Genomic DNA, 18743 nt, shown 5'->3' on the forward strand with positions numbered 1-18743 from the left:
AAAAGAATAAAGGGATGAAGCCTTTTGAAAAGTGCTTCATCCCTTTACTAAATGCAGAGGTTATCTCAGTGTTCCACAGTAACTGCCGCTTCGTCCTTTGCTTTTTGTATATCAATATGGGTTTCGGTCTTATTTTCCTCCTCACCCTTATTCCGGTTTTCCGGAACAGGGAACCTGACAAGCGCATTCTTCATTACTTCGTCCATCGATGAGACGGGTATTAAATTTAACTTCTTGACAACGTTCTCGGGTATTTCCTCCACGTCCTTTTCATTATCCTTCGGAAACAAAACGGTATCTATTCCAGCCCTGTGGGCAGCAAGGACTTTTTCCTTCAATCCGCCTATTGCCAGTACTTTTCCTCTAAGCGTTATTTCGCCGGTCATCGCAACGTTTCTTTTCACCGGAATGTTGGTCAAAGCGGATATCATTGCAGTTGCCAGGGTTATCCCTGCAGAAGGCCCGTCCTTCGGCACCGCTCCCTCGGGGACATGAATATGCATGTCGTATTTCTTGTGAAAATCCTTTTCTATACCTATCATCTCGGCAATGGACCGGACATAGCTTCTGGCAATTCTGGCCGACTCCTTCATCACGTCTCCCAGCTGTCCCGTAAGCTCCAGTGCACCGTCGCCGGGCATGAGGTTAACCTCTATCGAAAGGGTGTCTCCCCCGACCGGTGTCCATGCAAGGCCGCGTGCTATGCCCACTTCATCCTTATCATTCGCTTTATCGAACAAATACAGTCTCCGGCCGAGGAACTTGTCCAGATTTTTGGAAGTTACACGCACCGACTTTTTCTGCCCTGAAACAATTAACCTGGCAACCTTTCTGCATACCGTGGCTATCTGCCTTTCAAGGTTCCTTACGCCTGCCTCGCGGGTGTAATAATTAATAATATCCCTGATGGCGCTTTCGTCGAACTTTATTTCACTTGGCTTAAGGCCGTGCTTTTCAATCTGTTTTGGTATAAGGTGCCTTTTTGCAATCTCGACTTTTTCTTCCTCCACATAGCCCGATATGTCTATTACTTCCATTCTGTCCAGAAGCGGACGCGGTATTGCATCCTTGTAATTTGCCGTAGTAATAAACATGACGTCAGAAAGATCAAAAGGCAGATCAATATAGTGATCAAGGAATTCCTTATTCTGCTCGGCATCCAGCACTTCCAGCAGTGCAGCGGCGGGATCTCCCCTGAAGTCGCCCGACATTTTGTCTATTTCATCGAGCAGAATCAGCGGGTTTTTCGAACCTGCCTGCCTTATTGCCTTAATTATCCTGCCCGGCATGGCCCCTACATAAGTACGCCTGTGTCCCCTGATTTCAGCTTCATCCCTTACACCGCCGAGAGACACGCGCACATATTTCCGGTTCAGGGCCTTCGCAATTGAACGTACTATTGAGGTCTTACCCACACCCGGCGGTCCTGCCAGGCAGATTATCGGCCCCTGCAGGCTGTTTCTCAGTTTTCTTATAGCCAGATATTCAATTATTCGTTCCTTTACTTTTGTAAGCCCGTAATGATCTTCGTCGAGGATTCTTTCAGCGTCACTTAGATTCAGGTTCTCCTCCGTTTTTGTATTCCACGGCAGTTCAACAATCCAGTCAAGATATGTCCTGACAACCGCACTTTCGGCCGATGAAGGATGCATTTTCGACAGCCTGTCCACTTCCTTGAGAACTTTGCTTTCAATATCCTGAGGCAATCCCAATTGTTTTATCTTTTCACGGTATTCCTCAGCTTCTTCATCCTGCTGCTGGTTTCCTTCTCCCAGCTCGTTCTGTATTGCTTTCAGCTGTTCTCTCAAATAATACTCTCTCTGGCTTTTGTCAATTTGCTGACGAACCTTCTTGTTTATGTTCTTCTCAACCTCAAGTATCTCGATCTCATTAACAAGGATTTTCAGGAGTTTCTCCATTCGCTTCTTTGGAGAAAACTCATTCAGAATACTCTGCCTGTCCTCAAGTTTTATAACAAGATTGGCCGCGATTACATCCGAAAGCCGTGCATAATCATCTATAGTGGTCAGCGTAAATGTTATGTCCGGAGAAACACGGTTTGACAGTTTGGCATACTTTTCAAAATAGCTTACAACCTGCCTTATAAGCGCCTCGGTTTCCGAATCCTTAACCAGATGTTTCGGATTGGGATGTTCCCGCACCTTTACCTCATAATAAGGCTCATTCGAAGTATACTCAACAATCTTAGCCCTTTCCAGCCCTTCCACAAGCACACGTATGGTGTCACCGGGAAGCCTGAGAAGCTGCTTGACCTTTGAAATGGTTCCCACTGGATATATGTCTTCAGGTCCCGGATCATCCAGAGCGGGATCCTTCTGTGCCGAAAGAAAGATCTTCTGATCCTTAACCATAGCCTCTTCCAGGGCCTTAATCGACTTTGTCCTGCCAACGTCGAAATGAAGAATCATATGTGGAAAAACAACAATCCCTCTCAACGGCAGAAGCGGGATTGTTAATATTTTATCCTGTGCCATCGGTATCAAATCCTTTCAATATGTGCTCCATACTTACAATATGGGGTGATCCCTGTTGTTAGCGGGATTCTATAACCATCTGAAACAGACCAACAAAACCAGCTTCGGATAATATTGGATCCATCAAAGTATGGTTATGTACTTCAGTTATCGTAACAAACTATGTACTTGAATTTCCGGATACTTGTCAGGATTTGAACGCCGGTAACTTATTAATACTATAAGGCTATTATATTATAACGTCTTGATAAACCAATTTCAATGTATTATTCTGGACGGGCTAACAGGTTATAGATCACTGTCCTGCCTGGAGTACTGCCGGCAGTATTTTAAGGCATTTCGCATTAACTCATGGTATAAAAAAGGCCGTCTCCACACATTTGCCGGAGGCAGCCCGTTAATTTCCAGATTTCATGAACGCCTGAAAAACCTTAACCAAAACGCCATCCTGTCACAGGCATATAAAACAGAAGCCATTCGCCGCGTTCCGCCGGCGAACAGCTTCCATTCCTGCTGCTAATATATTCGTAAATTACTTAATTATGCCTGAAACACGTCCGGATGCTACCGTTCTTCCACCTTCGCGGATGGAGAATGTCTGACCTTTTTCCATAGCGATGGGTGTAATAAGCTCTACCGTCATGGTGACATTGTCACCAGGCATGCACATCTCTACACCCTCAGGAAGGGAGATGGTTCCGGTAACGTCCGTTGTTCTGAAGAAGAACTGAGGTCTGTAACCGTTGAAGAACGGAGTATGTCTTCCCCCTTCTTCCTTGGTCAATACGTAAACCTCAGCGGTAAAATTGGTATGCGGGGTAATCGTACCGGGTTTAGCCAAAACCTGGCCTCTTTCAATTTCGTTTCTCTGAATACCTCTTAACAGACAACCGATATTGTCACCGGCAAATGCCTGATCAAGAGTCTTTCTGAACATTTCAACACCGGTAACGGTGGTCTTTCTCTTTTCGGTTGACAAACCGACGATTTCAACTTCGTCGCCAACCTTCAGGGTTCCTCTTTCAACCCTACCGGTAGCAACTGTTCCACGACCGGTAATGGAGAATACGTCCTCAACGGACATCAGGAACGGCAGGTCGATCTGACGTTCAGGAGTCGGGATATAGCTATCAACTGCATCCATAAGATCCAGTATGGGCTTGTATGCAGGATGATTCGGATCATTTGAATCGCATTCCAGAGCCTGCAGAGCAGATCCACGAACAATGGGGATCTCGTCTCCGGGGAATCCGTACTGGCTGAGCAGTTCTCTTACTTCCATTTCAACAAGTTCAATTAATTCTTCATCGTCAACCTGATCGCATTTATTGAGGAAAACTACAATATAGTTAACGCCAACCTGGTGAGCAAGCAGAATATGTTCACGGGTCTGAGGCATCGGGCCGTCGGCTGCTGATACAACCAGAATAGCACCGTCCATCTGAGCCGCACCGGTGATCATGTTCTTAACATAGTCAGCGTGTCCGGGGCAGTCAACGTGAGCATAGTGGCGTTTCAATGTTTCATATTCAACGTGAGAGGTATTGATGGTAATTCCTCTTTCCTTTTCTTCCGGAGCGGAGTCAATCTGATCATAAGACTTTACTTCAACATTTCCGGTACCTGCTAATGCCAAAACCTTTGTTATTGCTGCAGTCAAAGTGGTTTTGCCATGGTCAACGTGACCGATAGTTCCTACGTTAACATGGGGTTTAGTTCTTTCGAACTTAGCTTTTGCCATCGAAATTCTCCTCCTTACACAGTTCGGTAACTGTTGATAATTATATTATTAATCAGTAAAAAATTCAACGTAATCTTTCAATGCTTATAGAATTATACTATAACATTTTAATTTTGTCTGTCAATATTTCGTCTATTTCCTTATTCCTTGGGTTTCCTCAACCCGGCTATTTGTTCCTGGATATTCCGTGGAACTTCAGCGTAATGATCAAACTGCATTGAATAAACCGCTCTTCCCTGGGATCTTGACCTCAGTACCGTAGCATAGCCAAACATTTCACTCAGCGGTACATAAGCTGTAATAACCTGCGCTCCGGAACGGGCCTCCATCCCTTCAATACGTCCGCGGCGTGAGTTCAAATCGCCAATGATGTCGCCCATGTATTCTTCAGGTGTTGTAACTTCCACTTTCATTATCGGCTCCAGCAGAACAGGATCGGCGTTCTTCATTGCCTCCTTGAAAGCCATTGAACCCGCAATCTTGAATGCCATTTCTGATGAGTCCACTTCATGGTATGAACCGTCAAACAGTTTAACTCTTACATTAATAACCGGATATCCTGCAACAACACCGGTGTTCATTGCGTCCCTTATACCGGCGTCTACAGCAGGAATATATTCCTTAGGAATTACTCCTCCTACAATGTTATTAATGAATTCATACCCGCCGCTTTCAAGAGGCTCAATTTCAATCCAGCAGTGACCGTACTGACCGCGACCGCCGGACTGACGAACAAACTTGCCTTCGGCCTTGGCCGACTTGCGTATGGTTTCCTTATAAGCAACCTGCGGTTTGCCTACATTGGCCTCAACTTTGAATTCACGCATAAGCCGGTCGACAATAATCTCCAGATGCAGTTCTCCCATTCCGGCGATAAGGGTCTGGCCGGTTTCAGGATCTGTGTAAACCCTGAAAGTAGGATCCTCTTCTGCCAGTTTCTGCAGAGCGATGGCCATTTTCTCCTGTCCTGCCTTTGTCTTAGGTTCTATAGCCACATTAATAACAGGCTCAGGAAATTCCATGGACTCCAGAATTATCGGGTTGTTTTCGTCGCAAAGAGTATCCCCGGTAGTTGTAAATTTTAACCCAACGGCTGCAGCGATTTCACCGGCATAGGCCGCATCAATCTCCTCACGGTGATTGGCATGCATGCGCAGGATTCTTCCCACTCGCTCACGCTTTCCTTTGGTTGAGTTCAGCACATAGGACCCGGAGCTCAAAACGCCGGAGTAAACACGGAAATAAGCCAGTTTACCCACATACGGGTCTGACATGATCTTAAACGCCAGTGCAGCCAGCGGTTCATTATCATCCGCATGTCTGACCAGTTCTACCTGTTCTTCCCCATACAGGCTGTCAGGATGGATACCCTTAACAGGCGGAATGTCAAGGGGTGACGGCAAGTAATCGACAATGCAGTCCAACAGTTTCTGTACACCCTTGTTCTTATAAGATGAACCGCAGGTTACGGGAATCATCTTTACGCTGACGGTAGCCTTTCGAATGGCTTTCTTCAGCTGTTCTTCCGAAATCTCTTCCCCTTCAAGATACTTCATCATCAGTTCGTCATCAAAATCTGCGACGGCTTCGAGTAATTTCACATGATATTCTTCCGCCAATGCCTTCATGTCTTCAGGGATTTCCTTTTCCACAATGTTCTTGCCAAGGTCATCCATATAGTAATAGGCCTTCATTTTCACCAGGTCTATAATTCCCTCAAAGTGATCTTCCTTGCCTATCGGAAGCTGAATCGGTACTGCATTGGCATTCAAACGATCCTTCATCATCTGGACACAGTTAAAAAAGTCCGCGCCCAGAATGTCCATTTTGTTCACGTACGCCAGTCTTGGGACTCTGTATTTGTCAGCCTGACGCCATACGGTTTCAGACTGCGGTTCAACACCGCCCTTTGCACAGAACAGTGCAACGGCCCCGTCAAGAACGCGGAGCGAGCGTTCCACCTCCACTGTAAAGTCAACGTGTCCCGGCGTATCTATAATATTTAACCTTGTTCCTTTCCAGAAAGCGGTAGTGGCCGCCGATGTAATGGTAATACCCCTCTCCTGTTCCTGCTCCATCCAGTCCATTGTGGCCGCTCCCTCGTGAACTTCGCCTAACTTGTGAACCTTACCGGTGTAGAACAGTATTCTCTCGGTGGTGGTTGTTTTCCCCGCATCGATATGCGCCATTATACCGATATTTCTTGTGTTTTCCAGACTATATTCCCGGGGCATCCATGTCCTCCTTTCAAAATGTATAAAAGCAGATTACCATCTGTAATGCGCAAACGCTTTATTGGCTTCTGCCATCTTATGAGTATCTTCCTTCTTCTTAACCGCATTACCGGTATTATTGGCCGCATCCATAATTTCTGCGGCAAGCTTCTGTTTCATGGTGCGTTCGCCTCTTAAGCGGGCGTAATTTACAAGCCACCGAATACCCAAAGCCTGTCTTCTTTCAGGGCGAACCTCAATAGGTACCTGGTAAGTCGCACCGCCCACTCTTCTTGCTCTTACTTCGAGAACAGGCATTACATTGTTGAGTGCCTGATCAAAAACTTCCAGCGGATCCTTTCCGGTTTTTTCACGTACAATATCAAACGCGCCATAAACTATTCTCTGTGCTAATCCTTTTTTGCCGTCCAACATAACTTTATTGATGAGTTTTGTAACTACCGTGCTGTTATAAATTGGATCGGGCAATACTTCCCGTTTGGGCACATGTCCTTTTCTTGGCACTTTCTTCCCTCCTTTACATGATAACTGATGGATTATTCCATCGTATCACAGGTACTCGTCCCGTAAAAACGGTCCGTCAGCGCTTGTTCAGTTGCTCGTATAAAAACCGGCAACCTTCAGACTTGCCCAGTTTATATATCAAACAACGCACAAAAGCGCTGTAGTATCCTGTCATTAAACTGAAAAGGCTCTACAAAGCTTACTTCTTCGGCTTCTTTGCACCGTACTTCGAGCGCCCCTGCATTCTGTTTGCAACACCTGCTGCGTCAAGGGTACCACGGATGATATGGTAGCGTACACCAGGAAGGTCCTTAACACGTCCGCCACGAACAAGAACCACGCTGTGTTCCTGAAGGTTATGCCCGATACCGGGTATATACGCCGTTACTTCAATCTGATTTGACAGACGTACTCTGGCAACTTTACGCAGAGCTGAGTTCGGCTTCTTCGGTGTAACTGTTTTTACAACTGTGCAAACACCGCGTTTCTGAGGGCAATTAATCTGTGTGGTTATCTTCTTCAGCGAATTCAGACCATACTGGAGAGCCGGGGCGGATGACTTTTTTTCCACCTTTTTTCTTCCTTTCCGTACCAGCTGATTAAACGTCGGCATTCCTCATTCACCTCCTTTAAAAAATTGTCTATACTCATATCCACTCAAAGAGCGGCAGAATAAACAATTATAAGCAATCATTCCTTTAATATCGCAGCCACTGCAGCCCCAACGTCTATACCGCACTTTTTGCCTAACAGTTTCATGCTTTCAACCCTGTTAATCTCAACATCCTTGCCACTACAGGCTTCAAGGATTTTCGATACGATTCTTTCCTCTGCATCCTGCGCAATAAAAAGCACCTGAACCTTATCGGCTGCCAGCGCCTTCAGGGTCTGTTTCAACCCCACTGTCTTATTGCGATGTTTCAACTCATCCAGCACGACCATATTACCTCCGGTCTTCTATTTCCAAAGTCAGCCGCATATTAATTATCAACCCATAAAAAGTCTGCTTTACATGACAAGCAGACAAATCCCGTTCATCCTAAAACCATGACGCTGTCGTTTCTGTGCCGGATTTATCCTTATCTGCAACGCATAAGCGTTCATATCTTCTTACTTATATGTTAAAAAAAACCTCTCCACGCAAAAACAGCATGAAAACCCATGCTGAATTAAACACTGAAATATTGTATCACTGCCCTCTTCTTTTTGTCAAGGAATTTTAACAAAAGGGCCCTTTCAGTCAAAACTTCTGATTATAATACTTTTTCCGGAACCATATTATATTATTATTGAATAATCTCGGCTAATTCAATCCATTTCTCATACAGAATATCCAGTTTAGCCTTTAATTCAGTTCCTGCAGTCTTTCATAATTGCTCGCTTCTTCTTCCATTTGCGCGTCAATTCTTTTTATTTCCAGTTCATTGGCCGCAATCTCCCGTTCTATGGCTTTAAGCTTCCTTTCGGCTTCCTTTGTGTTTACTCTTCTTTTGGTGTCATGCTCAGCCCTTTTTCCGTTTTTCGGTTTAGTGGTTTCGGTTTGCGGGCTGTTCATCTGTTTCCATAATACATACTCGTCGTAAGTGCCGTTATGGTCTGTAATTTTCCCGTTATTTAAGTCCCATATTCTTGTAGCAAATTTTGAAATAAAATAGCGGTCATGGGAAACAAACAAAAGCGTTCCTCCAAATGACTCCAGAGTCCGTTCAATCCATTCCCGCGAATAAACATCAAGGTGATTTGTCGGCTCATCCAGTATTAAAAAATTTATCTCCTGCTGCATCAGCAGAAAAAGCTTAAGCCTGCTTCTCTCGCCGCCCGATAACGAAGAAACGCGTTTGAACACTTCTTCGCCGGTAAAATTAAAAGCTGCCAGCCGGTTTCTTGCCGTATCCTCACTCCACTCCATTTCAAACCTTACGGTATCAAGCATTGTCAGTTCAGGGCGATTAAACCTGACAATCTGAGGCAAAAACGCGTACCTTACGCTGTTTCCTATAATTACTTCTCCTTCATCGGGATGTAAATTTCCGGTTATAATGTTCAGCAGCGTCGTTTTTCCGCACCCGTTAGGGCCCAGCAGCCCCACGCGATCCCCTTTTCTCACAAGAAGGGAAATATCTTTCAATACTTCATGTCCGCCGAAACTTTTACTTACGTTCCGGATTTTTACAAATTCCTTTCCGCCGAAATCCACTTCCCTGAACGTTGCCTTGAGCTCTCTTTCCATTACGGGCTTTTCGGTCTTTCTCATCCGCTCAATCCTTTTTTCCATCGAAAAAGCCCTTGTATGAAACGACTGGTCATGCAGTCTTTTTGCGGCCTCCTCCAACCGCTTTATTTCCCTCTGTTCCTGCTCATACATTTCCAGCTGCTGCCTCAACCGCTTTTCCTTTTCGCTGACATAATACGAATAGTTTCCTGCATAGAAAAAGGCTTTGCCCTGCTCAATCTCAATAATTCTTGTGACAATTTTGTCCAGAAAGTATCTGTCATGGGATATCACAACAACCGTACCCTTAAACGTGCCGAGGTATTCCTCCAGCCATTCGCAGGACTTTATGTCAAGATGATTTGTCGGTTCGTCCAGCAAAAGAATATCCGGATTTTTCAGTATAATTCTGGCAAAATTAACTCTTGTCTGCTCACCGCAGCTTAAATTGCAGAAAAGCTCGTTCTGCATGCGCAGGTCAATCAAAAGACCTTCACATACCCTTGCCAGCTCCGCCTCCATCACATAGCCGCCCTTTGCTTCAAACAGCGTAGCAAGCTCGCCATACCGCTTAAGAAGCCCGTCATCATGCTGAAGCGCCAACATTTCTTCCAGTTCCTTCATCTGACGCTGAATTGACAAAAGGTTTTCAAAGCCGGTATTTAATACATCCCTTACAGTGTAATGCCGCGGAAAGTCAGGAATTTGATCGAGCACTTCCATCTGTTTTCCTTTTGCTACAGACACCTGACCTTCATCAAAAGGCTCCCTTCCGCTGAGTATCTTAAAGAGAGTGGTTTTCCCCGCCCCGTTTTTGCCTAAAAGCCCGACTCTTTCGCCTTCATATATTTCAAAAGAAATCCCTTTCAGGATATGATTTTCGCCGTAATATTTGTGGACATTCTGACAAACTATGTCTGCCATCGTTTCTGACTCACACTCTTCCTTTCCTCGGTATAATTTCTATACCCGTCCCCGCATTTTTCTTCTGTATTCCAGAGGTGTCATTCCGGTATTCTTCTTAAATGCTTCATTAAACCGCTGCTGAGATGAAAAGCCAACGCTTAAAGCAATCTCACTTACTTTTTCGTCGGTGCATGCCAGCAATTCTTTTGCCCTTTCAATGCGGGTGTTAATCAAAAAGTTTATCGGGGAATATCCCGTCTCTTTTTTAAAAATGCGGGTAAAGTAGCTTGGGCTCAGAAAAACGTAACCGCATATATCGTGCAGGTTAATATCCCTTTCGTAGTGATTCTGAATAAACTGTACGGCAAGGTTAACCAGCTCTTTCTGCTGCGGGCTGTCTTCAATAATACTGCGTTCCCATTCAAGCTTTAAAACCCGCGAAATCATAACAAAAAGCTCAAGTATTAAAAGGTGTATCAGAAAGTCACTTCCGAACTGCTCTCCGGACTTCTCGGCAACAATGCGGTTAAGCAGCGTTATTATGTCATTTTTCTGGTTGACCTTGAGTTTCAAAAAAGGCCCGGTGTGCTGCCCTGTATAAAAATTTATGAAATCTTCAATAGGTATTTCCGACGGATAACTGTTGCCACTGGAGCCGTTCCCTTTTGTAAACGAAAAATACAGAACAATAAATTCGCAGGTGCTTCCCTGCTGAATCCTTAAGGAATGTGTCCGGTGGGGCTTGATAATTATTATGTCATTCGGTCCTACCGTTACTTTTGTGCCTTCTATTTCAAAAACAGATACACCTTTTTTGGCGTAAACCATTTCATAATACTCATGCTGGCTTGATGTTTTCGACCAGCTGTCATTGAGATGGCGCTCAATGGAATTAATAACAACGGGCATGTATCCCGAGCTGTTCATGAATTCCTGCCATGTTTTCGGAAACAATTCTCCTCCCAACCACTCAGCCCCCCTGCAAGCACTGCCGGAAATAATTATTGAATAAATTATAGCATACTGTTTTTTCATGCCGCAAATACGGTAATATTAGTCAATTAATGACATAAAAGCATGCAAACGCAATATGGCGAACCGGGGCTGTGAACGCACCGCAGGATATAAAAAAGCACCCGGGCCATCTGTCCATAGGCCCGGATGCTTTAACCGTCCATACCGGTTACTCATTTTTCACTTCTGATTACATCATGTTCTGCATGCCACCGCCAGGCATTTGCGGTTCTTTTTCAGGAATATCCGCAACCAGGCTTTCGGTGGTCAGTACCATGGATGCCACAGATGCCGCATTCTGAAGTGCCGTACGTGTTACCTTAGCAGGATCAACAATACCTGCTTCAATCATATTAACGCATTTCTCGGTTAATACGTCAAAGCCCACTCCCTTTTCACTGTTCTTAACCTTTTCAACAATAACCGAACCCTCAAGACCTGCATTAATTGCAATCTGGCGAACTGGTTCCTCAAGGGCCTTCAGAATAATCATCGCACCTGTCTTTTCGTCGCCTTCGAGTGTGTCAACAAGTTCCTTAACCTTCGGAATTACGTTAATAAATGCAGTACCGCCGCCGGGTACAATACCCTCCTCAACAGCAGCACGGGTAGCTGCAAGAGCGTCTTCAATTCTCAGCTTCTTTTCCTTCATTTCAACTTCGGTAGCAGCACCTACACGGATTACAGCCACACCGCCGGAGAGTTTTGCAAGTCTTTCCTGGAGTTTTTCACGATCAAAATCAGATGTGGTTTCTTCGATCTGTGCCTTAATTGAGGCAATTCTGTCTTTGATAGCCTTCTGATCCCCGGCTCCGCCGACTATAATGGTGTTTTCCTTCTGCACAACCACCTTTGCGGCACGGCCCAGCTGATCCAGCGTTGCTTCCTTCAGGTCGAGGCCAAGCTCCTCGGTGATTACCTGACCGCCTGTTAAAATCGCTATGTCACGCAGCATTTCCTTTCTTCTGTCGCCAAATCCCGGAGCCTTCACCGCGCAGCAGATGAATGTTCCTCTCAGTTTGTTCAGTATCAGGGTTGCCAATGCTTCGCCTTCAACATCTTCGGCAATTATCAGCAATTTCTTGCCCTGCTGAACGACCTGTTCCAGTATCGGAAGCAGTTCCTGCACATTGGAAAGTTTCTTGTCAGTAATCAGGATATATGGGTCTTCAAGCACTGCTTCCATTTTATCGGTATCGGTAACCATATATGAAGAAATATATCCACGATCGAACTGCATTCCTTCTACAACTTCCAGTTCGGTTTTTACAGTCTTGGATTCTTCAACGGTAATAACGCCGTCATTGGAGACTTTCTCCATCGCATCGGCAATCAATGCTCCGATTTCCTCATCGTTGGCCGAAATGGAAGCAACCCTTGCGATGTCTTTCTTGCCGCTTACTTTCTTACTGATTTCCTGAATACCCTTTACGGCAGTTTCAACAGCCTTGCTGATACCCTTCTTCAGAATCATCGGGTTAGCACCGGCTGCAACGTTTTTCAAACCTTCACGGATAATTGCCTGTGCTAAGAGAGTTGCCGTTGTTGTACCGTCTCCCGCAACATCGTTTGTCTTCGTTGCAACTTCCTTAACCAGCTGCGCACCCATATTTTCATAAGGATCTTCAAGTTCAATTTCCTTCGCAATGGTTACTCCGTCGTTGGTAATTAAAGGAGAACCGTATTTCTTTTCAAGAACAACGTTTCTTCCCTTGGGTCCAAGTGTAACCTTTACTGTATCCGCAAGTTTATTGGCACCTGTCTCAAGTGCTTTTCTGGCCTCTTCTCCGAAGATAATCTGCTTTGCCATTAAATATTCCCTCCTCATTCAACTATAGCAAGAATGTCGCTTTGCTTTAAAATGGTATATTCAACATCGTCAATCTTAACTTCGGTTCCAGCGTATTTGCTGATAAGAACCTTATCGCCCACTTTAACATGCATTTTGACTTCATCGGTACCAGGACCAACAGCTTTTACTTCAGCAATCTGAGGCTTTTCCTTTGCTGAACCCGGAAGTACTATTCCGCTCTTCGTGGTTTCTTCTGCTTCAATCATTTTAACTACCACTCTGTCAGCTAATGGTTTAATATTCATTCTTGATATACCCTCCTTACTCTTCTTACCGGATAACCGGATTAATGGTTGTATTCTTATGTAAAAATATGGGCTAAATAATTATTAGCACTCAATAAGAATGAGTGCTAATACAATATTATATATAATTCTTTCCGGTAGCAAACGGATAAACCAAATATTTTTTCTTAAATAACGTTTTTATTAATAATTAAATCAAATTATCTTTATATTACTTTAGTTTCCTTCAATTATCAAGCTATTGTTTTTAAATTCCATTTCTTAAAATTTCAGCTTAGTCCTTTCCGCCGATGCTTAATATTCGCCTTTCCAATCACTGTTATGCATTTTTATCTTGCATTCAGATAATATATTTCCCTAAGGCCTTCAAGGGTGAGCAGCGTATTGATTTCGTCCACACACCGGCACTGGGACGCAATAAGCCGCGCCAGACCGCCCGTTGCCACGACTTTTATATTATCCTCTTTCATTTCCTCCTTTATTTTTGCCACAATATATTCAACCTGTCCGATATATCCGTAAAAAAGCCCCGACTGAATACTTGCCACGGTATTTCTGCCAATAACGCCGAGAGGATTCGCAATTTCCACGCGGGGCAACTTTGACGCCTTTTCAAACAAAGCCTCGGCCGATATCATGATCCCCGGACAGATAACTCCGCCGAGATAATCCCTGTTACCGTTAATCGCACAGAACGTTGTAGCCGTCCCAAAGTCAACAACTATCACAGGGGCCCCGTATAGCCTTACGGCACTGACTGCATTCACTATCTTGTCGGCGCCCACATCCCTGGGATTTTCATACCGTATGTTTATGCCTGTCTTCGTACCGGGCCCGACAATTATGGGATTTCTCTGCATGTACTTTCTAACGGCTCCTATAAGTGAATTCATTACCGGAGGAACCACCGAACAGATAATTACATCCTTCACCGAGCGTATATCCTCATTAATGTGCTGAAACAGTGAAATAAACAGTATACCTATTTCATCCGCCGTTTTATTCACATCGGTGGAAAAAAACCAGTGATATTTCAAACTGTGCCCTTCAAACAGTCCAATGGTCGTATTGGTATTACCAACATCAATGGCAAGCAACAAAGCTATTCCCCCTAAAGCCCAAGTTTTGTGCTGCGGATTTGCTTGATTTCAAACTGGATTTCCTTCTCAAGCTTTTCTATGTCCATTCTGATGTCTTCTATCGTTTCTTCCCTCTTGGGATTGGATATTCTTGCCGCAACCTGCTCGGAACTGATACGCTGAGAGGGTCTCTTCTGCAGATCATTCCTTTTTTTGGCGAAACCGTCCCGGACTGTTTCCTTCTGGGACTTATTCTTCTGAGCGTTTGTCTGCTTGGTTAAATTATTGTTGTTTTTACCTTGACCGGCATTACGTTTGTTATTCTGCAACATGGTCCACTCCTTTTAAATATTAATTTTCATTTTCGGGAAATTTGAAAAGAAAACATACCGCCTTAATTATCACAACTGCGTATTGATATCTCTCCGGAAAGTACAGTCTGGCGTTTTCCGTCAGGCGTTTCCACAAGCAGCCTCCCATCGTCCAGAACATCAAGAGCTTTTGCCTGCCATCTGTTCTCACCCTGGATTACTATGATATCACGGCCAATCGTAACTGAAAAGCATCTCCAGATATCCATAAACTTTGCACTGCTTCCCTTTTCGACAAAATTAAGGTACAAATCCTCCAGTTCCTTCAAAATCTCCACTACAAGCTGGGTTCGTGAGATTTCCCTGTCGGTGTTAAGGCACAGCGATGTGGCCGTGTGTTTCAGCTCGTCGCCAAAATCCTCTTCTCTGTTCCAGACATTAAGCCCGATTCCGAGAATAATGGCCTGTACCTTATCGGGTTCGGAAGTCATTTCAGTTAAAATGCCGCATACTTTTTTGTTATTAATAAGAATATCATTCGGCCATTTTATCCCCAATCCGCTTTTAACATACTTTTCCAGGACTTTGCATACGGCACTGGATGCCAGAAGTGTTATGGACTGGACTGCGGTCGGCGGAAGATCAGGCTTTAGAAGGACTGACATATAAATACCCGAGCCTGCATCCGACTGCCACCTTCTTCCTCTTCTTCCCCTCCCTTCGGTCTGGCACAATGCTATGACCACCGTGCCCTCACAGGCGCCTTCGGCGGCCATTTTCTTAAGTTCGTTATTTGTGGAGTCAATTGTTTCGTAAAAGTATAAGTTCTTTCCCAGGATTTTTGTATTCAATCTGCTTAGGATTGTACCCCGATCATAAACGTCCCCGCTGTTGACAAGCTGGTATCCGAGCCTGTTAACAGACTGGATTCTGTGACCTTCTTCCCTTAGCTTAAGTATGTGTTTCCAGACAGCGGTACGGGATATCCCCAGTTCCTCGCTTATCTGTTCGCCCGATATAAATCTCCCTTTATTTTCGGCAAGCATTTTCAGGATTCTGTCTTTAGTATTCAAATCTCTTTCTCCGCCCTTCATTTTAAAACCTTCATATCAAATCCAAGACGTATTTTTTCAAATCGGGTACCGAAAGGGTTACGTACCGATTGTGGTCTTTTGTAGAGAAATATGCCAGACTGTCATCCAGCGTAAGATTCTCCAAAACACCGTTCCGTGACTGCGCCGAAAGAAAACAGTAAAGCAAAGCTTGATTTATTCCGTCATACTTGTCATTGTACCGTTCAATTATATTATTTACATACAGTGTTTCGGAATTTTCATAAAGAATTGGATCATCCAGTCCCTTTCCGTATATACTTATCTGCTCTCCGAGGATAGTTGTGAAAATAAGGCATTCGGGTTTCCGAAAAGAGCCAAACATGTACCTGTTCAGCGGGACCATTGTGCCTATGTATTTCTGTTTGAGATCGGGAAATTTCATACTTAGCCTGTACAAATCGCCGTCGGCCACCACGCAGTCTTCAGCAGGAATGTTAATTTTTATGCAGCGGTAGCGCGGATCCCCGCTTCTCTTATCATCATCCGGGTGCAACCGGGCGCAAAGACATGCCCGGGGTTCCGGATTCCACGGGGTTTGCTGTTCCCTGTCCTTCCATTCGGATAATTTAAGGCCGCATTCTATAACATCATCAGCCTTTTCAGCCGGGACGTAGAAATATACCACTGCCATAGGTCCCTCCAAGCAAATCCGTCAAAATGCCGTATTTTTCAAAACAGATTATGAAAACATCCTCAGGGAAGACATGATTCTTGCGTATTTTCCTTTAATTATTATATAATACTATTATTATGTTTGTAAAATGTTTTCAAGTCACAGCTTATTTCCAATTCGTCCATAATAATTCATTCTGTTTGAGGGATGATTATGTTAAACCTGTTCGACATGGATACGGAACAGCTAATGGCCCTGGCCGAGTACAGAGATGTTTTGGATAAAGGTCAGCCTTTCAGGAAAAATTTCTGGCAGAATGAAAAGCAAAAAACCGGTATACGGCTTAATTGCCAGGTCATAACGAAATATTGTCTGGAATATGTCGAAGGAATAACTGTTGACAAACTTCCCGAATATAACCTGAAACAACTGAGAGAAATTTTTGTTAAAAACCGGCTTTCAGGAATGCTTCAAACTGTTTTTGACAATGACGTACTGGCCGTTCTGAAAAACGCATACCCGGAAGAATTCAAGAAAAGACAGCTTACCGAGTGGATGTGGAGCAAGCATGGCATATGGAATAATGACAAATACGTCATAGAGGCAGTTCAGTACATGGTTCTGAAGGAAGGTATACGCCGCGTTGAGCTTATACCGGAATACGACTGGAAAAAACGTTTGCTTAAGTATGGAATATATAACGTTTTGTCAAGGTTTGACTGGTCGATATACAAGCTTTTTGACTTTGTTTACCCCGGACGTTTTCACCCCACCGATTTTAAATACAAGACAAAATGGCGGACAAATTCGGTCAAAAAAACCTATGAAAACGCCTGTAGGTTTATGGACAAGGTTTTTTCAGAAAATCAGCTTACCGATGACGACATACTGCTTTTAAACAGCAACGGTTTCAGAAAATTAGGACTTACAAGCATGCTTATAACCGTTTTTGACGGAAAACCAATGAAAGCCAAGGAATATTATTTTTATAAAACCATCGGCAACGGCGAAAATCAGAAAAAACTGGCGGGCAGAATACAGTCGGCACTTATGAAAAAAGAGGATGAAATCATAAAAAAGCGGCTTTCCGAAGTTGCCAAAGGCAAATATATATACAACCTTTATTCAAACAACAGCGTGTACTCGTATTTGAAACGCATTGCAAAAAAAAGGAAGATGAAAATAAACCAGCTTGTTGAAAAATTCGGGTATGTATACAAAAGCTCCAGAACCGAACAGAAAGTGATAGATCCCCAGCTGATTTGGGATCTCAGAAAAAAAGGCCTGACATATATTGAAATCGCCGAACAGCTGGGAAGCAATCCCACCACCATCTCAGTGCTGTGCAAAAAATACTTCGGCGGGGATCCGTTGATTCCAAGGCCCATAGAGGATTACATCACGATACAGGAACTGATGGATCAGCATCATATTGATCACAAAACCATAATGAAACTTGTGCGTCAAAACAATCTGGAAAACCATGTAACCATCCGGCACCGATATCTTAAAAAATCTGAGATCATACCCGTCATTGCCGAATATAAAAAACAAAACCTGCACCATCAGGCTTTACTGAACAGATACAATATCTCATGATTTTTTCGTTAACCTTATTTAATTATTCGGTTGACATTAAAGTGACTACTGGGTACTTCAAAATTCGGGGGAAATAGGATATCATAGTAATTGTTCATCTTTTTACTGACAGGTTGAACTGTAATTCCCTTGCCCCCCTACAGTTTAACCTTCTTTTTTTTTATCCCGGTTAATCCACCAGATCATTCCTTACCGCAAAAACGGCAAGCTGAGTGCGATCCCGGGTATTTGTCTTTTCAAAAAGCTCGCTTAAAATGTTTTTCACTCTTCCTTCGCTGAGCCCCAGAACACAGCCAATCTGTTTATTGCTCCTGCCTTCGACCACAAGCCTCAATATCTCCTTTTCAATCGGGGACAGATTAATTTCGGCTTTCTCGGTTTTGCTTCCTGAAATGGACTGAGCCATTGAATCAAGCGCTTTTTTGTGGAAAACAGGATATCCTTTGTAAACGCTTTTTATTACCATTCTGATGTGTTCCTGCCCGGAGTCCTTTAAAATATATCCTTCGGCTCCATATTTAACGGCTTCTGTGATATAGTCCTGATCCTCAAAAGTTGTGAACATTATCACCTTAATATCGGGCATATGAGTTTTTATAAGCCTTGTGCCGTCAATTCCGCTGCATTCCGGCATCCTTACATCCATGATGACTATATCGGGCTTGAATTCCCGGCATAATTCAAAGGCTTCCAGGCCGTTTGACGCAGAAGCCACAACTGTAATTTCCGGATCCTGTGACAGAAGCTCCTTCATGGATTCCCTGAAAACAAAGCTGTCATCTGCAATTATAACCCTTACTTGATCCTGACCCGTTTCAAACAC

Annotated in this window: 16 protein-coding genes; 1 reads left to right on the plus strand and 15 read right to left on the minus strand. The window is 44.0% G+C overall.

What is annotated here, in order from left to right:
- Positions 1-65: 65 nt before the first annotated feature.
- The 14 genes from lon to CST_RS12525 form a co-directional block, all read right to left on the minus strand.
- Positions 66-2495 carry an endopeptidase La gene (lon, locus tag CST_RS12460; RefSeq protein WP_015360288.1) on the minus strand — a complete coding sequence of 810 codons (2430 nt, stop codon included), beginning with the start codon at positions 2493-2495 and terminating at the stop codon, positions 66-68.
- A 532-nt stretch (positions 2496-3027) separates the two neighbouring features.
- Positions 3028-4236: an elongation factor Tu gene (gene tuf / locus CST_RS12465; RefSeq protein WP_015360289.1), complete on the minus strand. Its 1209-nt coding sequence runs from the start codon at positions 4234-4236 to the stop codon at positions 3028-3030.
- Positions 4237-4376: 140 nt separating this feature from the next.
- Entirely contained in the window at positions 4377-6470 is a 2094-nt protein-coding gene (gene fusA, locus CST_RS12470; protein ID WP_015360290.1) for an elongation factor G, read from the minus strand.
- A gap of 33 nt (positions 6471-6503) precedes the next feature.
- Positions 6504-6974, minus strand: a complete 471-nt coding sequence (gene rpsG / locus CST_RS12475) for a 30S ribosomal protein S7 (RefSeq protein WP_015360291.1) — start codon at positions 6972-6974, stop codon at positions 6504-6506.
- A gap of 199 nt (positions 6975-7173) precedes the next feature.
- Entirely contained in the window at positions 7174-7587 is a 414-nt protein-coding gene (gene rpsL / locus CST_RS12480; RefSeq protein ID WP_015360292.1) for a 30S ribosomal protein S12, read from the minus strand.
- Positions 7588-7664: 77 nt separating this feature from the next.
- Positions 7665-7916, minus strand: a complete 252-nt coding sequence (locus tag CST_RS12485) for a 50S ribosomal protein L7ae-like protein (RefSeq protein WP_015485176.1) — start codon at positions 7914-7916, stop codon at positions 7665-7667.
- Positions 7917-8319: 403 nt separating this feature from the next.
- Complete coding sequence (locus CST_RS12490) at positions 8320-10110, minus strand: ABC-F family ATP-binding cassette domain-containing protein (protein WP_015360294.1); 1791 nt, start codon at positions 10108-10110, stop codon at positions 8320-8322.
- Positions 10111-10149: 39 nt separating this feature from the next.
- Positions 10150-11058 carry a helix-turn-helix domain-containing protein gene (locus CST_RS12495; protein WP_015360295.1) on the minus strand — a complete coding sequence of 303 codons (909 nt, stop codon included), beginning with the start codon at positions 11056-11058 and terminating at the stop codon, positions 10150-10152.
- 238 nt (positions 11059-11296) lie between these two features.
- Entirely contained in the window at positions 11297-12916 is a 1620-nt protein-coding gene (gene groL / locus CST_RS12500) for a chaperonin GroEL (protein ID WP_015360296.1), read from the minus strand.
- A gap of 14 nt (positions 12917-12930) precedes the next feature.
- Positions 12931-13203 (minus strand): co-chaperone GroES, encoded by a 273-nt coding sequence (locus CST_RS12505; RefSeq protein ID WP_015360297.1) that lies wholly within the window; start codon positions 13201-13203, stop codon positions 12931-12933.
- 329 nt (positions 13204-13532) lie between these two features.
- Positions 13533-14303 (minus strand): type III pantothenate kinase, encoded by a 771-nt coding sequence (locus CST_RS12510; protein ID WP_015360298.1) that lies wholly within the window; start codon positions 14301-14303, stop codon positions 13533-13535.
- A gap of 11 nt (positions 14304-14314) precedes the next feature.
- Positions 14315-14614, minus strand: coding sequence for a hypothetical protein (locus tag CST_RS12515; protein ID WP_015360299.1), 300 nt, complete (start codon positions 14612-14614; stop codon positions 14315-14317).
- 62 nt (positions 14615-14676) lie between these two features.
- Complete coding sequence (locus CST_RS12520; protein WP_015360300.1) at positions 14677-15687, minus strand: biotin--[acetyl-CoA-carboxylase] ligase; 1011 nt, start codon at positions 15685-15687, stop codon at positions 14677-14679.
- A gap of 10 nt (positions 15688-15697) precedes the next feature.
- Positions 15698-16339, minus strand: a complete 642-nt coding sequence (locus tag CST_RS12525) for a hypothetical protein (RefSeq protein WP_015360301.1) — start codon at positions 16337-16339, stop codon at positions 15698-15700.
- Between the two features lie 195 nt (positions 16340-16534).
- On the opposite strand from CST_RS12525, the gene CST_RS12530 reads away from it, so the two are divergent.
- Positions 16535-17920: a hypothetical protein gene (locus CST_RS12530; RefSeq protein WP_015360302.1), complete on the plus strand. Its 1386-nt coding sequence runs from the start codon at positions 16535-16537 to the stop codon at positions 17918-17920.
- A 169-nt stretch (positions 17921-18089) separates the two neighbouring features.
- Here CST_RS12530 and CST_RS12535 read toward each other — a convergent pair whose 3' ends face one another.
- On the minus strand, positions 18090-18743 hold the full coding sequence (locus CST_RS12535) for a response regulator transcription factor (protein ID WP_015485177.1): 654 nt from the start codon (positions 18741-18743) through the stop codon (positions 18090-18092).

This window comes from Thermoclostridium stercorarium subsp. stercorarium DSM 8532 (genome assembly GCF_000331995.1).
Lineage (GTDB): Bacteria > Bacillota > Clostridia > DSM-8532 > DSM-8532 > Thermoclostridium > Thermoclostridium stercorarium.